Origin of the sequence: Enterobacter sp. PI-10, assembly GCF_027947695.1 — a bacterium.
GTDB classification, from domain to species: Bacteria; Pseudomonadota; Gammaproteobacteria; order Enterobacterales; family Enterobacteriaceae; genus Enterobacter; species Enterobacter vonholyi.
The window spans coordinates 188,214-208,664 of the sequence record NZ_JAJNOG010000001.1 but is presented as its reverse complement, the minus strand read 5'-3'; the positions used below and the strand labels follow the sequence as shown (position 1 = coordinate 208,664).

Genomic DNA, 20,451 nt, shown 5'->3' with positions numbered 1-20,451 from the left:
CGGTTTTTTAATGTTTTGTGCTACTAAATGAGTGGGTATTATCACTTTGTGCCATTTTAATACTACGCGCCGGAATTAAAAACCGACGCGTAATTATCACAGTGCTAAATCAACTGGCAAACTGACGGAACAGGGCTTTGCCCTTTAACAGCCGCGTGCCGAGCCAGCCTCCGCAGAGAGAAAGCAGCGCAGCGCCGCACAGAGGCAGGATCAACCAAAGACGCCAGTCAGGCTCCCACGGGAAGTCGAAGACCTTTGTCTGCAGCACCGCCAGCGCAGTCTCTGCGCTAATGGCGGCCACCAGACCGGCCACCAGCCCCAGCAGCGCAAACTCGCTCCAGAGCGTCATTCGCAGCAGCCGCTTTCCGGCCCCCAGCGTACGGTAAACCACCAGCTCCTGATGGCGCTGGCGCATGCCCACCTGCACCTGGGCCAGCAGCAACAGCACGCCGCAGATCGTTACCAGCACCACCATGACCTCCAGCGCGCGGCTTACCTGCTCCAGCACCTGCCCCACCTGTTTGAGGATCGCGCCGATATCCAGCAGGCTGACCGTCGGAAACTCCCGGTTAAGCTGGGTCAGCATGCCGTTGCCGTTCTCCCAGCGGAAGCTGGTCAGCCAGCTCTGCGGCTGCCCGTCCAGCGCCCCCGGGGGGAAGATAAAGAAGAAGTTGGGCCGCAGGCTCTCCCAGTCCACCTTACGCAGGCTGGTGACCTTCGCGGTGAAATCCTGCGTATCGCCTGTGAAGGTGACGCTGTCCCCCAGCTTCACGTTCAGGCGCGTCGCCAGCCCCTCCTCCATCGACACCTCCCCCGCTTTTGGCGGCCAGGTGCCGGCGGTTATCGGGTTGTGGTCAGGGCGTTTCTCCTGCCAGGTCAGGTTCAGCTCGCGGTTAAGCGACTCGTCCTTGTTCCCCTCCGTTGGCTGCCCGTTGATCTGCGTCAGACGCGCACGCACGATGGGGTAGAACGACTCGGGAATAATGTGATGCTCCGCCAGGAAGCCCTTCAGCGGCGTAACCTGCTCAGGCGCGATATTGATCAGGAAATAGTTCGGGCTTTCCGGTGGAAGCTGCTGCTGCCAGCGGTCGAGCAGATCGCCGCGCAGCACCAGCAGCAGCGCCAGCAGCATAAACGACAGCGAGAACGCCGACAGCTGGCTGAGCGTAGACCAGGGCTGGTGCAGCAGTCGGTTGACCGCCAGGCGCACGGGCAGCGATTTTACCGTCACCCTTTTCAGGAGGTTGAGTAGGATCCAGCCCAGCACGCCGCACAGCAGCGCCAGCACAACCGCTCCGGCCAGCACCGCCCACAGCAGCGTGCTGCCGCCCATCAGCCACGCCAGCAGCCCCACCGTCACCGCAATAATCACCGGAAGGTAGAACTTCAGCGGCCAGACGTTCGCCACGACATCGTTGCGGAGCACGCGCAGCGGCTGAGTGGCGAGCAGCAGGCGGTAGGGTCGGAGCCCCACCAGCACCGAGATCACCGTCATCGCGCCCATCGCCCACAGCCACGGCCAGAGGCTGGCCGGCGGCAGTGCGGCCGGGAGCACCGGTTTCAGCATCATCATCAGCAGTTTTTCAAACAGCAGCCCTATTATTCCGCCGGTCAGCGCGGACAGGACCAGCAGCATCAGCCACTGGCCGACAATCAGCTTGCGCAGCTGCGCCCGGCCCGCCCCGAGGGTTTTGAGGATCGCCACCAGGTCGTAGCGGCTGCGGCAGTAGTGCCCCATCGCCACGGCCACCGCCGCCACCGCCAGCAGCAGGGTCAACAGGGCCGAAAGCAGCAGGAACTGCTGAGAGCGCTCCAGAGATTTACCCAGCGCCCCCTCATCCTGCTCCAGCCCGTACCAGCGGTGCTCTGGTTTGAGCTGCGGCTGAAGCCATTTTTCATACGCGACAAGCTGGGCGGGCGTGCCGCCAAACTTATAGCGCCAGGTGACGCGGCTGCCCGGCTGTACGGCATGGGTGGCCGCGACATCAGCGGTGTTCATCAGCAGGCGAGGCGCAAGCTGGAACGGGTTAAAACCGCCGTCGGGCTCCTGCACCACTTCTCCGGCGATTTTCAGCGTGGCGTCGCCCACGTCGATACTGTCTCCAGGTTTCAGGTTCAGCAGCGCCATCAGACGCGATGCCAGCAGCACCGTACCGGGCGTCGGCTTTAATCCCGGCGGGCTGGTCTGTAAGTCACCGTACATCGGGTAGATATCATCGACGGCCTTGACGCTCGCCAGCTGCGGCGTGTCGCCCGCGAAGGTCATGGTCTGGAAGGTGATTTGTTCCCCCACCTTCAGCCCTTCTTTGCGCGCTGCTTCAATCCAGCCCGACGACACGGGGCGGGAGCTTTCCAGCGCCCTGTCTCCCGCCATAAACTCCCGGCTCTGCTGGCCAAGCCCTTTTTCCATGCGGTCACTGACGCTGCCGAGCGCCAGCACGCAGGCCACCGCCAGGCTGAGCGCCAGCCAGACAATCAGCAGCGAGGGCGAGCGCCACTCGCGCCAGAACCAGCGGGTAATCATGCTTCCTCCTGCAGAACACCGTTGACCAGCCGCAGGCGACGGTCGCAGCGCACCGCGAGCTGCGGATCGTGGGTCACGAGGACAAGCGTAGTGCCGTGCTCGCGGTTGAGCGAAAATAGCAGGTCGGCAATCCGGTCTCCGGTTTTACGGTCAAGGTTGCCGGTAGGCTCATCGGCAAACAGCACCTCAGGGCGGCCGTTAAACGCGCGGGCCAGCGCCACGCGCTGCTGCTCACCGCCGGAAAGCTGGGCGGGAAGATGGTCGAGACGTTTACCCAGACCGAGCTGCTCCAGCAGCGCCTTCGCGTGAGCGCGGCTTTCACGGCTATTTTTACCGCGCAGCAGCGCCGGGAGCTCAACGTTTTCCAGGGCGTTCAGGGTCGGGATCAGCATAAAGGACTGAAAGACAAAACCAACGTGACGCGCGCGCAGCGCGGCCCGCGCCTCTTCATCAAGCTGATGCAGCGGCTGCCCGACAAGGTGGACCTCGCCGCTGCTGCCGTCGTCCAGACCGGCTAAAATCGCCAGCAGCGTGGACTTGCCGGAACCGGATTCGCCAATCAGCGCGATGGTTTCAGCGCGTTTGACAACGAGTTCAACTCCGGTAAGGATGGAAAGCTCGTGCTCCCCCTGACCGACGGACTTCTTAAGATGATGAACTTCAACACTGTTTTCCGCTGGCATTTGCCCTTCCTGTTTTTGATTCTGATGACCTTCCGCGCGGCGGCAGCGGACACGTTACTGGTTCTCGGCGACAGCCTGAGCGCAGGCTATCGCATGGCGGCCAGCGCGGCCTGGCCCGCCCTGCTCAATGACAAATGGCAGAGCAAAACGTCTGTAATCAACGCCAGCATCAGCGGCGATACCTCGCAGCAGGGTTTATCGCGCCTGCCTGCGCTGCTCAAACAGCATAAGCCGCGCTGGGTGCTGGTTGAGCTTGGCGGTAATGATGGGTTGCGCGGTTTCCAGCCTCAGCAAACCGAGCAAACGCTGCGCACCATTCTGCAGGACATCAAGGCGGCAAACGCCCAGCCGCTGCTGATGCAAATTCGCCTGCCCGCCAACTACGGTCGTCGGTATAATGAGGCCTTTAGCGCGATCTACCCTAAGCTTGCCAAAGAGTTTGATATTCCGCTGCTGCCATTTTTCATGGAAGAGGTCTATCTCAAACCCCAGTGGATGCAAGACGACGGGATCCACCCCAATCGCGATGCGCAGCCGTTTATTGCCGACTGGATGGCAACGCGGCTGGCTCCTTTAGTTAAACATGACTCCTGATTAAGCGGAGATCCTGACAGGTAAAGTTATGCAAAAATCGGTCTTAATTACAGGATGTTCCAGTGGAATCGGCCTGGAAAGCGCGCTCGAACTGAAGCGCCAGGGGTTTCGGGTTCTGGCGGCCTGTCGCAAACCCGACGACGTCGAACGCATGAACGGCCTGGGCTTTACCGGCGTGCTGCTGGATATGGACTCGCCGGAAAGCGTTGAACGCGCCGCCGATGAGGTGATCGCACTGACCGCTAATCGTCTGTACGGGCTCTTTAATAATGCCGGCTACGGCGTGTATGGCCCGCTGGATACCCTCTCCCGCGAAACGCTGGAGAAGCAGTTTTCGACCAACTTCTTCGGCGTGCATCAGCTCACCATGCGTCTGCTCCCCGCGATGCTGCCGCACGGTGAAGGGCGCATCGTGATGACGTCGTCGGTGATGGGACTGATTTCCACCCCGGGCCGCGGCGCCTACGCCGCCAGCAAATATGCGCTGGAGGCCTGGTCCGACGCCCTGCGCATGGAGTTACGCCACAGCGGCATTAAGGTCAGCCTGATTGAGCCCGGCCCGATCCGCACCCGCTTTACCGAAAACGTTAACCAGACGCAGGCGGATAAACCGGTCGAAAACCCCGGCATCGCCGCGCGTTTTACCCTCGGGCCAGAGGCGGTGGTAGCCAAAGTGCGCCATGCTTTTGAGAGTGAACATCCCAAAATGCGCTATCCGGTAACGCTGGTCACCCACGCCGTAGGCTGGTTAAAGCGCCTGCTGCCGGGCCGGATAATGGACAAAATTTTGCGCGGTTGAGTTGAAGCGACGACGCTCATCCCCATGTAAAGAACAAACCGACAAAAGAGAAAGCCGCATGTCCGTACAGAATATCGTCAATATCACAGAAGCTAACCTGCAACAGACTCTTGAACAGTCGATGACCAAACCGGTCCTGTTCTACTTCTGGTCTGAACGCAGCCAACACTGCCTGCAGCTGACGCCGGTGCTGGAAAGCCTTGCCGCCCAGTACAACGGTCAGTTCATTCTCGCGAAGCTGGACTGCGACGCCGAGCCGATGGTCGCGTCTCAGTTTGGCCTGCGCGCCATCCCGACCGTCTATCTGTTCCAGAACGGCCAGCCTGTTGATGGTTTCCAGGGGCCGCAGCCGGAAGAGGCGATCCGCGCCCTGCTGGATAAAGTGCTGCCGCGCGAAGAAGAGCTGAAAGCGCAGGAAGGCATGGCGCTGATGCAGGAGGGCAAATACGACGAAGCGCTGCCGCTGCTCAAAGAGGCGTGGCAGCTGTCGAATCAGAACAGCCAGATTGGCCTGCTGCTGGCGGAAACGCAGATCGCCCTGCACCGCTCAGAAGACGCGGAAGCCGTACTCAAGACGGTTCCGCTCCAGGATCAGGACACCCGCTATCAGGGGCTGGTTGCACAAATTGAGCTGCTGAAACAGGCCGCGGACACCCCTGAAATTCAGCAGCTGCAGCAGCAGGTTGCCGACAACCCGGCCGATGCCGCGCTGGCAAGCCAGCTGGCGCTGCAGCTGCATCAGGTGGGGCGTAACGAAGAAGCGCTTGAGCTGCTGTTCAGCCATCTGCAAAAAGATTTAGCCGCCGCGGACGGTCAGGCGCGCAAGATGTTCCAGGAGATCCTGGCCGCGCTGGGCACCGGAGACGCGCTGGCGTCGAAGTATCGTCGTCAGCTGTACGCGCTGCTGTACTGATAAAAAAAGCCCGGTGGCGGCTTCGCCTTACCGGGCCTGGAAAAGCCGATATTACCCCATCTTTTTCAACTGCGTCACCACCAGCTGGTGGCGCGCGTTGTAGAACTTCCGATAGGTCAGGTAGCAGGCAATGATGGTCGACAGGCTTGCCGTGGAAAGCAGCATAAACGTCACCATGATCTGATACTTAATCGCTTTTACCGGATCGATACCGGCAAAAATCAGCCCCGACATCATGCCCGGCAGGCTCACAAGCCCCACCGTTTTGGCGGAATCCACGGTCGGGATCAGCGATGAGCGAATGCTCTCGCGAATCAGCCGCGCCGAGGCCACTTTAGGCGTCGCCCCCAGGCTTAGCTTTTCCTGCAGCTGCTGCTGTTCGCTGCTGAAACGCTGGCCGAGATTGTTGTAACAGAGCCCAACGGCCACCATCGCGTTCCCCGCGATCATCCCCGAGATAGGGATAACCTGCATCGGCGTAAACTCAATCGAGCCGGAGAGCACCAGCACCGCCAGCGTGAGCGCCGTTCCGGTGGTAATCGCGATAAACGACGAAACAAACGCTTTATCAATGTATTTGCTGCGCTTTTGCGCATTCCACGCCGCGTTAAAGCAGATAAAGAGCACCATCAGCAGCGTCAGCACCGCGTGGTTAACGTTGAAGATATACTTCAGCACATAGCCGACGATGATGAGCTGAACCACCGCGCGGCAGATACTCCACACGATATCTTTTTCCAGCCCCAGCTTTTCCCGGTAGCTGACCACAATCGCAATCAGCACCAGCACCATCGAAAAGGCCAGAGATTCGTTGGTAATGTTATGTTCACCCACGGTTTGCCTCCTGCATTTTTCCGCCGTGCGGCTGGAGCGTAATCACGTCATCCGCATGGGTTATTTCGTTAGCGTCGTGCGTCACCCACAGCACGGCAATGTTCTGCTCCCGGGCGTAACGATGAATAATCTCGTTAACGTTGCGCTTGTTGACGTCATCGAGCGCGCTGGTGATTTCGTCCAGCAACAACACCTTCGGTAAAAACTGCAGGTTGCGGATCAGCGAGACCCGCTGCTTTTCGCCGCCCGACAGCGCGTTGATGGATTTGGTCAGCGTCTCCTGCGCCAGGCCAAAGCGGGCCAGATCCTGGATAAACTTTTCCGGCTCCGGCGTTTTATTGCGAATTTGCCACGGGAAAATCAGGTTGTCGTAAACCGTATCGCCAAAAAGCACGGGCGTTTGCACGCAGTACGAGACCTGCTGGCGATAGCTTTCCGGGGAAAGCGACGCGATATCCTCGCCTTCAAACAGAATGGCTCCCTCCGTCGGGCTGAGGAGTGACGCCACAATTTTCAGCAACGTGCTTTTACCACAGCCTGAGGGACCCGTGATTAATTTAAACTCGCCCGGCGACAGGCTAAACCCGACGTGCTGCAGGATCGTGTTTTCCCCGACTCGAAACCCGACGTCCCTGAGATGCAAAAGGTTTTTTTTATCGTTCATTGCGCTTCCGTTAACCGCTTCGTGTAATAACCGCCTGTAGCATAATCCTTTCGCCCGCACAGCGCGAATAGCCTCACGCTGAAGCAAGTGTTAAACTTTTTGTTTATAAATTGTCACCACCATCACTACAGGAAGTATGCAGCATGGCACATATATTTTATGAGTTTCCTTCCCTGAAGCCTGGTGTTCCTGATGTCGAAACATTAATGGAAGTCATCAAATCGTCGGAGCTCACGCGGTTTGTGATAGGTGCAGAGGTGGTGGACTTTGTTAAGAAGGCGCTCATCGTGAACACCACGATCGCCAGCTTCAAAAATTGCTATTTCGCCTTCGACAACGGGACACACTTCCTTGAATTTGACGGTAAAGGCAAATCAAAACGCTTCAATGAGGTGCCGGACTGGTTCGTCTCTCCGGCGGAATTTTCACGCACACAGTGGCTTATCAACCACGATCTTGCGGATGTGAAAGCCACCCGGTTCATTGAGGTCCTGATGTCCTACCCGCTGAAAGCGCGCCGCGCGCACTGTAATTTGTTATTCGGGCTGGAGCTGGAAAAGGTGAATGCGGTTCCGGCCGCGGCGTCAGCGGCAGGTAAAATCGGCAATAAAAACGGAAAAACGACCAAACCCCGCGTCACCGATCTGGGATCGTTCGAGCTGTTCAGCCAGTTCTTTGCGCGCATGAAAACCGCCGTGCTGGCCGATGAGTTCCCTACCCTGCAGATCCTGACGGGCATGGATAACCTGGCAAAAGCGCCGCATAATTTAAAGCAGGGTATCAGAACCTGGTTTAAAGCCATCGCGGGCGACCTTCCACCGAATAACAAACGCGTTGAGGCGGGAAATGCCGTTCTGTTCTGCGCCCCCATTCGCGAACAGATCCAGCGTATCGAAGGGCTGGGGCTGGAGAATTACTATCAGGGATTATCGAAAGCCATTGCCGAAGCGGGTGATGGATTCATCTCTGACTTTACCTATACTTACGAGCAATAAACACACACTTTCACTCGTCACAGCATGCAAAACAGGAGGTTTTTATGCTTATCGTTGTTCCTGTCCTTATTTTCGTTGCGCTGGTTATCGTAGGCGCTGGCGTCAAAATTGTCCCTCAGGGCTATCAGTGGACCGTCGAGCGTTTCGGTCGCTACACCAATACCCTCCAGCCAGGCTTAAGCCTGATTGTTCCGTTCATGGACAGAATCGGTCGCAAGATCAACATGATGGAGCAGGTACTGGACATTCCTTCACAGGAAGTAATCTCCAAGGATAACGCCAACGTCACCATCGACGCCGTCTGCTTTATTCAGGTGATTGACGCGCCGAAAGCGGCCTATGAGGTCAGCAACCTGGAGCTGGCGATCGTCAACCTGACGATGACCAACATCCGTACCGTGCTCGGCTCGATGGAGCTGGACGAGATGCTTTCCCAGCGCGACAGCATCAACACCCGCCTGCTGCACATTGTCGATGAGGCAACGAACCCGTGGGGGATCAAAGTCACCCGCATTGAGATCCGCGACGTGCGCCCGCCGGCGGAGCTGATCGCCTCCATGAACGCCCAGATGAAGGCCGAGCGAACCAAGCGCGCCTACATTCTGGAAGCCGAAGGGGTACGCCAGGCGGAGATCCTCAAAGCGGAAGGGGAAAAACAGTCGCAGATCCTGAAAGCGGAAGGCGACCGTCAGTCCGCGTTTTTACAGGCGGAAGCGCGTGAACGTTCAGCCGAAGCGGAAGCCCGCGCCACCCAGATGGTGTCCGAGGCAATCGCCGCCGGTGATATCCAGGCCGTGAACTACTTTGTGGCGCAAAAATATACCGACGCGCTGAAAGAGATCGGCTCGGCGAACAACAGCAAAGTGGTGATGATGCCGCTGGACGCCAGCAGCCTGATGGGCTCTATCGCGGGCATAGCCGAACTGATCAAGGACAGCGGAAACGAGCGTAAAAAATGATTGAGCTGATTGTTGCACATCCTCACGCCTTCTGGCTAAGCCTCGGCGGCTTATTGCTGGCGGCGGAGATGCTGGGCGGCAACGGCTACCTGCTCTGGAGCGGTGTGGCCGCCGTCATTACGGGTCTTCTGGTCTGGATCCTTCCCCTGGACTGGGCGTGGCAGGGCGCGCTGTTCGCCGCGCTGACGCTGGTGGCCGCCTGGCTGTGGTGGCGCTGGCTTAACCGGCGGGTCAAAGAGCAGAAACCGGTCGACGCCCACCTTAACCAGCGCGGACAGCAGATTGTCGGCAAGCGTTTTACGCTCGACACCGCGCTGGTGAACGGACGCGGGCACATGCGGGTGGGCGACAGCTCGTGGCCGGTGGTGGCCGACGATGACCTCAGCGCCGGCACGCGGGTGGAGGTCATTGCCGTGGAAGGCATTACCCTGCGGGTGAAAGCCTGCTAAGCGTGGGTTTTACGGTGGCAGCAGCCGGCAAGGTTATCGATAATCGGGCAGTCGGCGCTGTCATCCCCCGGACAGGAGTCCGCGAGCTGCAGCAGCTGTTCGCGCATCGCCTGCAGCTCGACGATGTGGCGTTCAATTTCGGCCACCTTTTCCAGCGTGCGTTTTTTCACGTCGGCGCTGTGACGCTTCGGATCGTTGAACAGATTAACCAGCTCGCCGCACTCTTCCAGATTAAAACCAACCTGTCTTGCCTGGCGAAGCAGCGTCAGCTCATCCAGATGCAGCTGCGTGTAGCTGCGGTAGCCGTTTTCACTGCGCAGCGGCGGCGTGACCAGCCCCTTCTCTTCATAAAAGCGAATCGCTTTGCTGGTTAAGCCGGTTTTTTTTGCCACGTCACTGATATTCACAATTCCCCCTTGACCTTCCCCTTGATGGAAGGTTTAACCTTCATAACAGTTAGCGAAAAGCGTTACTCCGGTCAACTACTGACCAGTTCATTATACGGGAGTTTTGTTATGTCTCACACTATCGACCTGACGCTGGACGGCCTCTCTTGCGGCCACTGCGTCAAACGCGTTAAAGAAAGCCTGGAACAGCGCCCTGATGTGGAAAGCGCTGACGTGACTATCGATCATGCCGCCGTCACCGGCAGCGCCAGCGCGGATGCGCTGATCGATACCATCAAGCAGGCCGGTTACGGGGCGGAGTTAAGCCACCCAAAGGCTAAACCGCTGGCAGAGTCATCATCCCCGTCGGAAGCACTGACAGCGGCCACTCCTGAGCTTCCGGCAGCGGATGATATTGATGACAGCCAACAGCTGCTGATCAACGGCATGAGCTGCGCCAGCTGCGTCTCCCGGGTACAAAACGCCTTACAGGCTGTACCAGGCGTCGCGCAGGCACGGGTTAATCTTGCGGAGCGTACTGCGCTGGTGATAGGCAGTGCCTCCGCCGCAGAATTAGTGCAGGCCGTTGAGAAAGCAGGCTACGGCGCGGAGGCCATCGAAGACGATGCCGAGCGTCGCGAGCGCCAGCAGGAAACGGCTATCGCCACCATGAAGCGCTTCCGCTGGCAGGCCATCGTCGCCCTGCTGGTGGGTATTCCGGTGATGGTGTGGGGCATGATGGGTGACAATATGATGGTCACCGCTGACAACCGCACCCTGTGGCTGGCGATCGGTCTGATTACCCTGGCGGTGATGGTATTCGCAGGCGGTCATTTCTATACCAGCGCCTGGAAGAGCCTGAAAAACCGCACCGCGACGATGGATACGCTGGTTGCGCTCGGTACCGGCGCGGCGTGGCTCTATTCGATGAGCGTGAACGTCTGGCCACAGTGGTTCCCGATGGAAGCGCGGCATCTCTATTATGAAGCGAGCGCAATGATTATCGGCCTGATCAACTTAGGCCATATGCTGGAAGCCCGCGCCCGCCAGCGCTCCTCGAAAGCGCTGGAAAGGTTGCTTGATTTAACCCCGCCGACGGCCCGCGTGGTCACGGACGAGGGGGAAAAGAGCGTTCCGCTGGCCGAGGTTCAGCCCGGCATGACGCTGCGTCTGACCACGGGCGACCGGGTTCCCGTTGACGGCAAGATAACGCATGGCGAAGCCTGGCTGGATGAAGCGATGCTGACCGGGGAGCCTATCCCTCAGCAGAAATCAGACGGCGACGCCGTGCATGCCGGTACGGTCGTGCAGGACGGCAGCGTGCTGTTCACCGCCAGCGCCGTCGGCAGCCATACGACGCTGTCGCGTATTATCCGCATGGTGCGCCAGGCGCAGAGCAGCAAGCCGGAAATTGGCCAGCTTGCTGACAAAATCTCGGCCATTTTTGTTCCGGTGGTGGTCGGTATTGCCCTGCTGAGCGCGGCGATCTGGTACTTCTTCGGCCCGGCGCCGCAGATTGTGTATACCCTTGTGATCGCCACCACGGTGCTGATCATCGCCTGCCCTTGCGCCCTTGGTCTGGCGACGCCGATGTCGATCATCTCCGGCGTAGGCCGCGCGGCCGAATTTGGCGTGCTGGTGCGGGATGCGGACGCGCTGCAGCGGGCCAGTACCCTGGACACGCTGGTGTTTGATAAAACAGGCACGCTGACGGAAGGCAAACCGCAGGTGGTCGCCGTCCACACTGTGGGCATTTCGGAAGAGGATGCACTGCGTCTCGCCGCCGCGCTGGAGCAAGGCTCCAGCCATCCGCTGGCGCGCGCCATTCTTGATAAAGCCAATGCGTCTGCCCTGCCGCAGGTGAATCAGTTCCGCACCCTGCGCGGGCTCGGCGTGAGCGGTGAAGCAGAAGGCCACGCGCTGCTGCTGGGCAACCAGGCGTTGCTCAATGAAAACGGTGTTGATACCGCCGCGCTGGAAAACGAGCTGAAGGAGCAGGCGTCACAGGGCGCCACCCCGGTTCTGCTGGCGGTGGATGGCAAAGCCGCCGCGCTGCTGGCCGTGCGCGATCCGCTTCGCCAGGACAGCGTGGATGCCTTACAGCGCCTGCACCGTGCGGGCTACCGTCTGGTGATGCTGACCGGGGATAACCCGACCACTGCCAACGCCATCGCAAAAGAAGCCGGTATTGATGAGGTCATTGCAGGCGTACTGCCGGACGGCAAAGCGGACGCCATCAAGAAACTGCAAAGCCAGGGTCGTGAGGTGGCGATGGTCGGCGACGGCATCAACGATGCCCCGGCGCTGGCCCAGGCGGACGTGGGGATCGCAATGGGCGGCGGGAGCGATGTCGCCATCGAAACCGCTGCCATCACGCTGATGCGCCACAGCCTGATCGGCGTTGCCGACGCGCTGGCCATTTCAAAAGCCACGCTGCGCAACATGAAGCAGAATCTGCTGGGGGCGTTTATCTACAACTCGCTCGGCATCCCGATTGCTGCCGGCATTTTGTGGCCGCTGACCGGTACGCTGCTTAACCCGGTGGTCGCGGGTGCGGCGATGGCGCTCTCCTCCATTACCGTGGTCAGCAACGCCAATCGGCTGTTGCGGTTTAAACCGAAGGATTGAACCTTGTACCCGTACGCGCTAGCATGAACTTTTCCGTTCATGGAGCGCGTATGGGTCTGTTTCATCGTATAAAAACATCGTTTCGCGCCCTCTTTCCTCGCCGTTATGCCTGGCCCGGTCTGGATATCTCGCTTCCCGGCGGGCAGCACCTGCACCTGGTCGGCAGCATCCATATGGGCACGCGGGATATGTCTCCCCTGCCTCCGGGCCTGATAAAACTGCTTAAACACGCCGACGCGCTGGTCGTTGAGGCGGACATTTCGGGTCAGGAGTCACCGTTTGCCGGGCTCGAAAGCGATCTCACTCTGGCGGAACGCCTGGATGAAACCCAGCTTGCGGAACTGACGCGCGTCGCCGATGAGACGGGCGTCTCGCTCTCCATGATAGACACCCTGCCGCTGTGGCAAATCGCGATGGTATTGCAGGCTACGCAGGCGCAGCGTCTGGGCCTGCGCGGTGATTACGGTATTGATTACCAGCTGCTGAACGCGGCAAGGGCGCGCAGCCTGCCCATCATCGAGCTGGAAGGAACGGACAGCCAGATTGCGCTCCTGCGACAGCTTCCCGACGACGGTCTGATGCTGCTGGATGATACACTGACCCACTGGCACACCAACGCGCGCCTGCTGCAAACGATGATTGGCTGGTGGCTGGATGCGCCGCCCGCGGACGGCAGGCTGGCGTTACCATCAACGTTCAGCGAATCGCTGTATGATGTGCTGATGAATGCGCGTAACAAAGCCTGGCGAGAGACGCTGCATGCCTTACCTGCGGGGCGTTACGTGGTGGCGGTCGGGGCATTACATTTGTACGGAGAAGGGAATTTGCCGTCGTTGCTGAAATAAAAAAATGGCCAATATTTCTATTGGCCCGTCAAAGAGGAATTTCATCGTTTTTATTATGCCGAAGGAGACCTTCGGTTGAGCCGATTGTCGCTCAAAGTGACCATCACTGCCAATACTATTGCGCAAGATGGTGCTATTTTTTAGACAAACGTCAGGCGTATGCTGGCTGCATGAATTGTCTGTCGTAAGAAGGATAGCTATGACTCCCGCCGTTAAATTACTCGAAAAAAACAACATTTCTTTCCGGATCCACACCTACGATCACGATCCGAATGAAACCAACTTTGGTGATGAAGTGGTGCGCAAGCTGGGGCTGAACGCTGACCAGGTTTATAAAACGCTGCTGGTGGCGGTGAACGGCGATATGAAGCACCTCGCCGTCGCGGTGACTCCCGTGGCAGGACAGTTGGATCTGAAGAAGGTCGCCAAAGCGCTGGGGGCGAAGAAGGTGGATATGGCGGATCCCATGGTGGCGCAACGCACCACGGGCTACCTGGTGGGCGGGATCAGTCCGCTCGGACAGAAAAAACGCCTGCCGACGCTGATCGATTCTCCTTCACAGGAATTTGACACCATCTTTATCTCCGGTGGCAAACGCGGGCTGGACATTGAGCTTGCCGCGGGTGATCTGGCAAAAATGCTGGACGCGAAGTTTGCGGATATTGCCCGCCGGGATTGAGGAAATTGCCCGGTGGCGGCTACGAGGTAAAAGCAAAACGGTAACAGGCGTTACCGTTTTTTGTATTTGCGCCCTCTCCCGGTGGGAGAGGGTTGGGGTGAGGGCATCAGGCAGCACAACGCTACTGCCAGCTCACCTCACCTTTCGGCTCATACGCATTCACGTCAATCGGCGAATTCTGCTCGATATACTGCTTCAGCACTTCCGCATCGATAAAGCCGGTATTCACGTATCCCGGCTTATTATCAATATGCGGATAGCCGTCGCCGCCGGTGGCGTTAAAGCTTAACGTTGCCAGACGGTAGGTTTTCGCCGGGTCAACCGGTTCGCCTTTGATCTTCAGGTCGTTAAGCTTGCCGTCTTTCGCTACGAAGCTCACGTTGGCAAACTGTGGATAGGCCCCGGAATCCGGCTTCATCTGCGCCACGGCGGTCAAGTACTCAACAACCTCTTTCCCGCTCATGTCAGCATAAACCACTACGTTGCCGAACGGCTGCACCTTCAGAACGTCTTTATAGGTGATGTTTCCACCTTCGATGGAATCTCGAATACCGCCGCCGCTCATCACCCCAAAATCAGCCCCGGTGCGCGCCATTTGCGCCGCCAGCACCAGGTGCCCCATGTTGGTCTGCACGAAGCGAACTTTACTGCGGTCCCCCTCCAGACGCCCGTTCAGCGTGCCGATTTTCACGTCCAGCTGCGCCTTGCCTTTGTTCTGGAACGGCGTCAGCAGGGAGAGCATCTGCTGGTTTTCTGCGATTTCTGGCGTGTAAAGTACGCGCTCGCTCTTCCCGTCCGGGTAGGTCACTTTCTTCTTCAGGTTGACCGGGATAAGCTGATAATGAACCAGCTTCATCTCGCCGTTACGGAACTCAAAGTCCGCCCTGCCCACGTATTTGCCCCACTCGTGCGCCTGCACAATCCAGATACCGTTCTGACGGTCTGGCGCACAAGGCGTGCCCGGGACATAGTCCACCTGCTTTTTGTTCTCGGATGCCATACATACCGGATCCTGTGAGTGACCACCCACAATCATCGCCAGCGAGCCCGCAGGCAGGCTGCGCGCCATCTCTACGTCGCCGGGCGCGTTAGAGCCATGCTCGCCGTTGTCATAGTGCCCCATGTGCGTGGTGGCGATAATCACGTCCGGCTTTTCGTTTTGCTGCAGCTCCTGAATCACCAGCTTCGCTTCGTCTGCCGGTTTACGGAATTCGATATCGGTAAAGAACTCAGGATTGCCAATTTTCGCCGTGTCGTCGGTGGTTAAGCCGATGACCGCGATCTTCAGATCCTGACGCTTAAACAGCGCCCACGGCTTAAACAGCCGCTCGCCGGTGCTTTTCTGGTAAATATTGGCGGAGAGGAACGGGAATTTGGCCCATTTTTCCTGCTGACGCAGCACGCTCAGCGGATTATCAAACTCATGGTTACCGACGGCCATCGCGTCGTAGCCAATCAGATTCATGCCGCGAAAGTCAGGTTCGGCGTCCTGCAGGTCGGATTCCGGCACGCCGGTATTAATATCGCCGCCTGAGAGCAACAACACGCTGCCGCCCTGGGCCGCCACCTCTTTACGAATGCCATCCACCAGCGTTTTTTGTGCCGAGAGGCCATATTCGCCGTATTCACTGCGCCAGAAATGACCGTGGTGGTCGTTGGTATGCAGAATGGTAATTTTATAGGTTTTGTCTTTTTCATACGCCTGCGCGGGCAGGCTTACCAGCCCCCACGCCGCGATGAGCGCCAGCGCGACGCCCCGCTTCATTAACTTCATCTTCTCTCTCCCTGACCAATAGACAAAGGCAGAAATTACAGTGACTAATAAGAATAGACAAATAAGTTTTCGGAATTGCGACTTTCTTCAAATGTCCCGGGCGGGTATGTTAGTCGGATAATAATTACACCCTGCACCTCTAATAACTAAAGACGTGGTACTTCTCTCTATGGCAATCAGTGAATCAACTCAGCCCGTTCCGGGCGCGCCGGCGTCGCGCACCTCCTTTAAAGTCTTAGGCGCAATCAGTCTCTCGCACCTGCTCAACGACATGATCCAGTCGTTGATTCTGGCAATTTACCCGCTGCTGCAGTCCGAATTTTCGTTAACCTTCGTGCAGATCGGGATGATCACCCTGACCTTCCAGCTGGCTTCCTCGCTGCTGCAGCCGGTGGTGGGCTACTGGACGGATAAATATCCTATGCCGTGGTCGCTGCCCATAGGCATGTGCTTTACCCTAAGCGGCCTGGTGCTGCTGGCCATGGCCGGGAGTTTTGAAGCCGTGCTGATCGCCGCCGCGCTGGTGGGTACCGGCTCGTCCGTGTTCCATCCGGAGTCTTCCCGCGTGGCGCGCATGGCGTCCGGCGGTCGTCACGGCCTGGCGCAGTCGCTCTTCCAGGTTGGCGGTAACTTTGGTAGCTCTCTCGGCCCATTGCTGGCGGCGGTGATCATCGCGCCGTATGGTAAAGGCAACGTGGCGTGGTTTGTTCTGGCCGCGCTGCTGGCGATTATCGTGCTGGCGCAGATTAGCCGCTGGTATGCCGCTCAGCATCGCGTGAATAAAGGAAAACCTAAAGCGAAGGTTATCAATCCCCTGCCGCGCAATAAGGTTATCCTGGCGGTTTCCGTCCTGCTGGTGCTGATTTTCTCGAAATACTTCTATATGGCGAGCATCAGCAGCTATTACACCTTTTATCTGATGCAAAAATTCGGATTATCGGTACAAAACGCGCAGATCCACCTGTTTGCCTTCCTGTTCGCCGTCGCCGCCGGTACGGTCATTGGCGGGCCCGTGGGTGATAAGATCGGGCGGAAATATGTCATTTGGGGCTCTATCCTCGGCGTGGCGCCCTTTACCCTCATTTTGCCGTACGCCAGCCTTGAATGGACGGGCATTTTAACCGTGATTATTGGTTTTATCCTCGCCTCCGCGTTTTCCGCCATTCTGGTTTATGCCCAGGAGCTGCTGCCTGGCCGTATCGGTATGGTTTCCGGACTCTTTTTCGGTTTTGCCTTCGGCATGGGCGGGCTGGGTGCAGCGGTGTTAGGGATGGTTGCGGATCACACCAGCATCTTCCTGGTTTATAAAATCTGCGCTTTCCTGCCACTTCTTGGGATGTTGACCATATTCCTGCCTGATAACCGCCACAAAGCGTAAATTACGGGCAGCCAAAGTTTGACTTTGGCTGCCTGACACCCTGATGCCATAAGGGTTTCTTCTTTCTCCACTCGCTGAATTTATCAAAATGCGCTTTTTTACGTGCATATTGCTGTTTTATTCAAACTTCAACAATTATTCATAAACATAAGGGTAAAAATTGTCATAAACTATTACTCGGTTTTTTGGTTTTTCACCAAAAAGGAACACCCACAACGAAAGGAGACGGAATGCACCACGCCACACCGCTTATCACCACCATTGTTGGTGGACTTGTGCTCGCTTTTATCCTCGGCATGATTGCCAATAAACTGCGTATTTCTCCTCTTGTCGGTTATCTGCTGGCAGGTGTGCTGGCGGGACCGTTTACCCCAGGTTTTGTTGCGGATACCAAACTGGCCCCTGAGCTGGCGGAATTGGGCGTGATTCTGCTGATGTTTGGCGTCGGTCTGCATTTTTCCCTGAAGGATTTGATGGCGGTAAAGTCGATTGCCATACCGGGAGCGATCGCCCAGATAGGGGTGGCGACGCTGCTTGGGATGGCGCTTTCGGCCGTGCTGGGCTGGTCGTTGATGACCGGCATCGTATTTGGGCTGTGTCTCTCAACCGCCAGTACCGTGGTGCTGCTGCGCGCGCTTGAGGAGAGACAACTGATTGACAGCCAGCGCGGGCAGATCGCGATTGGCTGGCTGATTGTTGAAGATCTGGTCATGGTTCTGACGCTGGTGCTGCTGCCCGCCGTCGCCGGGATGATGGAAAAAGACAACGTCGGCTTCGCCTCGCTGGCGCTGGATATGAGCATCACCATCGGTAAAGTGGTGGCGTTTATCGCCATCATGATGCTAGTGGGCCGCCGTCTGGTACCGTGGATCATGTCCCGCAGCGCGGCGACCGGCTCCCGCGAGCTGTTCACCCTCTCCGTGCTGGCGCTGGCGCTGGGTATCGCCTTTGGTGCCGTTGAGCTGTTTGATGTCTCCTTTGCCCTGGGTGCGTTCTTCGCCGGGATGGTATTAAACGAGTCAGAGCTGAGCCACCGTGCGGCGCACGACACGCTGCCGCTGCGCGATGCGTTTGCCGTGCTGTTCTTCGTCTCCGTCGGGATGCTGTTCGATCCGCTGGTGCTGATCCAGCAGCCGCTGGCCGTGCTGGGCACGCTGGCGATCATTATTTTTGGTAAGTCGCTTGCCGCCTTCTTCCTGGTGCGGATGTTTGGCCACTCCCCGCGGACGGCGCTGACCATTGCCGCCAGCCTGGCGCAGATCGGTGAGTTCGCCTTTATTCTGGCCGGTCTGGGCATGGCCCTGAACCTGCTGCCGCAGGCGGGACAAAACCTGGTGCTGGCGGGGGCGATCCTGTCGATTATGCTGAACCCGGTGCTGTTTGCCCTGCTGGAAAAATACCTCGATAAAACCGAAACGCTGGAAGAGCAGACGCTTGAAGAAGCCATCGAAGAAGAGAAGCAGATCCCGGTTGATATTTGCAATCATGCCCTGCTGGTCGGCTTTGGCCGCGTGGGCAGCCTGCTCGGCGAGAAGCTGATGGCGCAGGGCATTCCGCTGGTGGTGATTGAAACCTCACGCACCCGCGTCGACGAGCTTCGCGAGCGCGGTATTCGTGCGGTACTGGGCAACGCGGCGAACGAAGAGATCATGAATCTGGCGCATCTGGACTGCGCCCGCTGGCTGCTGCTGACCATACCCAACGGCTATGAAGCGGGTGAGATTGTGGCCTCCGCGCGCGCGAAGTGCCCAACGATTGAGATTATCGCCCGGGCGCACTATGACGACGAGGTGGAGTACATTACCGAGCGCGGTGCAGATAAAGTGGTGATGGGCGAGCGCGAGATTGCTAACACCATGCTGACGCTGCTGGAGAAACCACCGGTTGAAGAGGCGGTGACGGGGTAAGTTTGGTGCGATCTGGTCCCCTCACCCTTGCCCTCTCCCACAGGGAGAGGGAATAAACACTAAAAACGGCAACCTGGGTTGCCGTTTTGATTTTACCTGTCCCAATACGCCTCTTCGAGGCTGTCTTCCCGTTCAGGCAGGCCACGCGTTAAGCGCGGTGAGTGCTGGTTCAGCACCTGATAGCTTACGCGGTTGGCGTACTTGCATACCTGCGCCAGCGACGAATAGGTCAGCCAGCTGAACTTATGCTTGCTGGAATTTGGCACGTTGGTTTTGTGGTAGGCATTGGCGGTAATGTCGTGCAGCAGCGCGGCCAGCGCGCCGTCGCCCGCACCGTTGGTGTTCATGATCTTCTCCGGTCCGCCCATGTAAGGGGCGATGTGCGAGTAGATGCGCAGCGGGTTAATGCAATCTTTATAACGCATGCCGCGGCTGAACTCGTACTGGTTAAACTCGGCAATCGCGCCGGGCAGCAGCGGGTGCTGGGTTTTGCGTTTGCTCTCTTCTTCCGTGAAGCCTGCCATATACAGCCCAACCGGGCCCGCGGTGCAGAGCACCAGATCCACCCAGTCCAGCGCTTTGTCAGACGCCAGCAGCGGATCGCTTTCGCCGGTCAGCGCTTCGGCCTCTTCTTCGTTCATCGCCAGAATCGAGACGTGCTCTTTCAGGAACGCCTGCCACCATTCAGGATTATCGGCGATAACGAATTTAGTACCCAGTGTAAGAACGACGGGCACGTCGTACTTCTTCGCGTACTCAATCGCCTTCATGGTCGCTTCCGGCATCGGCTCGCCCGGCTTACAGCGCACCAGATAGGAAGTCAGCACCAGCGCCGAGGCACCCGCAATCACCTCTTCCGGAATACTCTCGGCGCGCAGCTTGTTCATATGACCCGGGCTGATGGCGAAGGTGCGCTCGCCGGATTCACCGATCAGGGTAAAGCAGCGGCCAATCGGGCCGTCGACGCCCTGCAGGTAGTTCAAATCGGTGCGGCTGGAGGTGTTGCAGAGATAGCGGTAGGCATAGCCGCCGATTTCAATGTTGCTGCACATCACGCCGAGCAGCACCGAACGGTCGTCTGCCAGCACGGAGTAGTTGTGCATGGTATTGCCGATGGTACCGCCGGCGAACTGGTGGGTAATCAGGTTTTCGCGCACCAGCTCCTGATACAACGCTTCGGCAACGTCGTCTTCAATGACCAGCGAGTGGCCGGCACTCAGACCATAACGGGCGACAAACGCATCATCCACTTTCGCTTCAATGTCCACCAGCGTCTGGTCGATACCGACGACCCAGGCCGCGCTGGTTTCATTTTCTGGCTGGATTTGCTGCAGGAGCGGATCGCGGGCATCGACGGGGAAGTAGTGTTTGGATTTGCGTTTACCGGGAAATTTCATGGTCTGAACTGTACGAAGAATATGGGCCGGGAATGGTAGCACA

At 58.2% G+C, this 20,451-nt stretch carries 18 protein-coding genes; 11 read left to right on the top strand and 7 right to left on the bottom strand.

What is annotated here, in order from left to right; all coding sequences use genetic code 11:
* Nucleotides 1-109: 109 nt before the first annotated feature.
* Nucleotides 110-2,524, bottom strand: coding sequence for a putative ABC transporter permease subunit YbbP (ybbP, locus tag LRM19_RS00975; RefSeq protein ID WP_271366943.1), 2,415 nt, complete (start codon nucleotides 2,522-2,524; stop codon nucleotides 110-112).
* Nucleotides 2,521-3,207, bottom strand: a complete 687-nt coding sequence (ybbA, locus tag LRM19_RS00970) for a putative ABC transporter ATP-binding protein YbbA (protein ID WP_271366942.1) — start codon at nucleotides 3,205-3,207, stop codon at nucleotides 2,521-2,523. Before ybbA ends, ybbP begins: the two co-directional genes overlap by 4 nt.
* On the opposite strand from ybbA, the gene tesA reads away from it, so the two are divergent.
* From tesA to LRM19_RS00955, 3 genes are read left to right on the top strand one after another with little or no spacing between them, the layout of a single operon-like run.
* Nucleotides 3,178-3,801: a multifunctional acyl-CoA thioesterase I/protease I/lysophospholipase L1 gene (gene tesA / locus LRM19_RS00965; protein WP_115874389.1), complete on the top strand. Its 624-nt coding sequence runs from the start codon at nucleotides 3,178-3,180 to the stop codon at nucleotides 3,799-3,801. The genes ybbA and tesA overlap by 30 nt on opposite strands.
* A gap of 28 nt (nucleotides 3,802-3,829) precedes the next feature.
* A complete protein-coding gene (locus LRM19_RS00960; RefSeq protein WP_115874388.1) occupies nucleotides 3,830-4,600 on the top strand; it encodes an SDR family oxidoreductase in 771 nt (256 codons plus the stop codon).
* A 58-nt stretch (nucleotides 4,601-4,658) separates the two neighbouring features.
* Nucleotides 4,659-5,513, top strand: coding sequence for a co-chaperone YbbN (locus LRM19_RS00955; RefSeq protein ID WP_023310624.1), 855 nt, complete (start codon nucleotides 4,659-4,661; stop codon nucleotides 5,511-5,513).
* Nucleotides 5,514-5,564: 51 nt separating this feature from the next.
* Here the strand turns inward: LRM19_RS00955 and fetB are convergent, their stop codons facing one another.
* Both fetB and fetA read right to left on the bottom strand, forming a co-directional pair.
* Nucleotides 5,565-6,347, bottom strand: a complete 783-nt coding sequence (fetB, locus tag LRM19_RS00950) for an iron efflux ABC transporter permease subunit FetB (protein ID WP_111963376.1) — start codon at nucleotides 6,345-6,347, stop codon at nucleotides 5,565-5,567.
* Nucleotides 6,340-7,011: an iron efflux ABC transporter ATP-binding subunit FetA gene (gene fetA, locus LRM19_RS00945; protein ID WP_115874386.1), complete on the bottom strand. Its 672-nt coding sequence runs from the start codon at nucleotides 7,009-7,011 to the stop codon at nucleotides 6,340-6,342. Before fetA ends, fetB begins: the two co-directional genes overlap by 8 nt.
* Nucleotides 7,012-7,154: 143 nt before the next feature.
* On the opposite strand from fetA, the gene LRM19_RS00940 reads away from it, so the two are divergent.
* The 3 genes from LRM19_RS00940 to LRM19_RS00930 are packed head-to-tail and all read left to right on the top strand — an operon-like array spanning nucleotide 7,155 to nucleotide 9,414.
* Complete coding sequence (locus LRM19_RS00940) at nucleotides 7,155-8,006, top strand: hypothetical protein (protein ID WP_271366939.1); 852 nt, start codon at nucleotides 7,155-7,157, stop codon at nucleotides 8,004-8,006.
* A 44-nt stretch (nucleotides 8,007-8,050) separates the two neighbouring features.
* Complete coding sequence (locus LRM19_RS00935) at nucleotides 8,051-8,965, top strand: SPFH domain-containing protein (protein ID WP_008499312.1); 915 nt, start codon at nucleotides 8,051-8,053, stop codon at nucleotides 8,963-8,965.
* The gene (locus LRM19_RS00930; RefSeq protein ID WP_032656590.1) at nucleotides 8,962-9,414 is read left to right on the top strand and encodes an NfeD family protein; all 453 of its coding nucleotides are present in this window, start codon (nucleotides 8,962-8,964) and stop codon (nucleotides 9,412-9,414) included. The genes LRM19_RS00935 and LRM19_RS00930 overlap by 4 nt, the downstream gene beginning before the upstream one ends.
* Here the strand turns inward: LRM19_RS00930 and cueR are convergent.
* Nucleotides 9,411-9,821: a Cu(I)-responsive transcriptional regulator gene (gene cueR, locus LRM19_RS00925; protein WP_021241620.1), complete on the bottom strand. Its 411-nt coding sequence runs from the start codon at nucleotides 9,819-9,821 to the stop codon at nucleotides 9,411-9,413. The genes LRM19_RS00930 and cueR overlap by 4 nt on opposite strands.
* A 108-nt stretch (nucleotides 9,822-9,929) precedes the next feature.
* Between cueR and copA the strand changes: the two genes are divergently transcribed.
* From copA to ybaK, 3 genes are all read left to right on the top strand, one after another.
* Nucleotides 9,930-12,428, top strand: a complete 2,499-nt coding sequence (gene copA / locus LRM19_RS00920) for a copper-exporting P-type ATPase CopA (protein WP_271366937.1) — start codon at nucleotides 9,930-9,932, stop codon at nucleotides 12,426-12,428.
* 50 nt (nucleotides 12,429-12,478) lie between these two features.
* Nucleotides 12,479-13,273, top strand: coding sequence for a TraB/GumN family protein (locus LRM19_RS00915; protein WP_271366936.1), 795 nt, complete (start codon nucleotides 12,479-12,481; stop codon nucleotides 13,271-13,273).
* Nucleotides 13,274-13,472: 199 nt separating this feature from the next.
* Complete coding sequence (ybaK, locus tag LRM19_RS00910; RefSeq protein WP_248172712.1) at nucleotides 13,473-13,952, top strand: Cys-tRNA(Pro)/Cys-tRNA(Cys) deacylase YbaK; 480 nt, start codon at nucleotides 13,473-13,475, stop codon at nucleotides 13,950-13,952.
* 121 nt (nucleotides 13,953-14,073) lie between these two features.
* Here ybaK and ushA read toward each other — a convergent pair whose 3' ends face one another.
* Nucleotides 14,074-15,726, bottom strand: a complete 1,653-nt coding sequence (ushA, locus tag LRM19_RS00905; protein ID WP_143344776.1) for a bifunctional UDP-sugar hydrolase/5'-nucleotidase UshA — start codon at nucleotides 15,724-15,726, stop codon at nucleotides 14,074-14,076.
* A gap of 169 nt (nucleotides 15,727-15,895) precedes the next feature.
* On the opposite strand from ushA, the gene LRM19_RS00900 reads away from it, so the two are divergent.
* The gene (locus tag LRM19_RS00900) at nucleotides 15,896-17,104 is read left to right on the top strand and encodes an MFS transporter (RefSeq protein WP_045887946.1); all 1,209 of its coding nucleotides are present in this window, start codon (nucleotides 15,896-15,898) and stop codon (nucleotides 17,102-17,104) included.
* A gap of 230 nt (nucleotides 17,105-17,334) precedes the next feature.
* On the top strand, nucleotides 17,335-19,011 hold the full coding sequence (gene ybaL / locus LRM19_RS00895) for a YbaL family putative K(+) efflux transporter (protein WP_045909744.1): 1,677 nt from the start codon (nucleotides 17,335-17,337) through the stop codon (nucleotides 19,009-19,011).
* Nucleotides 19,012-19,103: 92 nt separating this feature from the next.
* Here ybaL and LRM19_RS00890 read toward each other — a convergent pair whose 3' ends face one another.
* Nucleotides 19,104-20,408 carry an inosine/guanosine kinase gene (locus LRM19_RS00890; RefSeq protein WP_045909745.1) on the bottom strand — a complete coding sequence of 435 codons (1,305 nt, stop codon included), beginning with the start codon at nucleotides 20,406-20,408 and terminating at the stop codon, nucleotides 19,104-19,106.
* Nucleotides 20,409-20,451 lie beyond the last annotated feature (43 nt).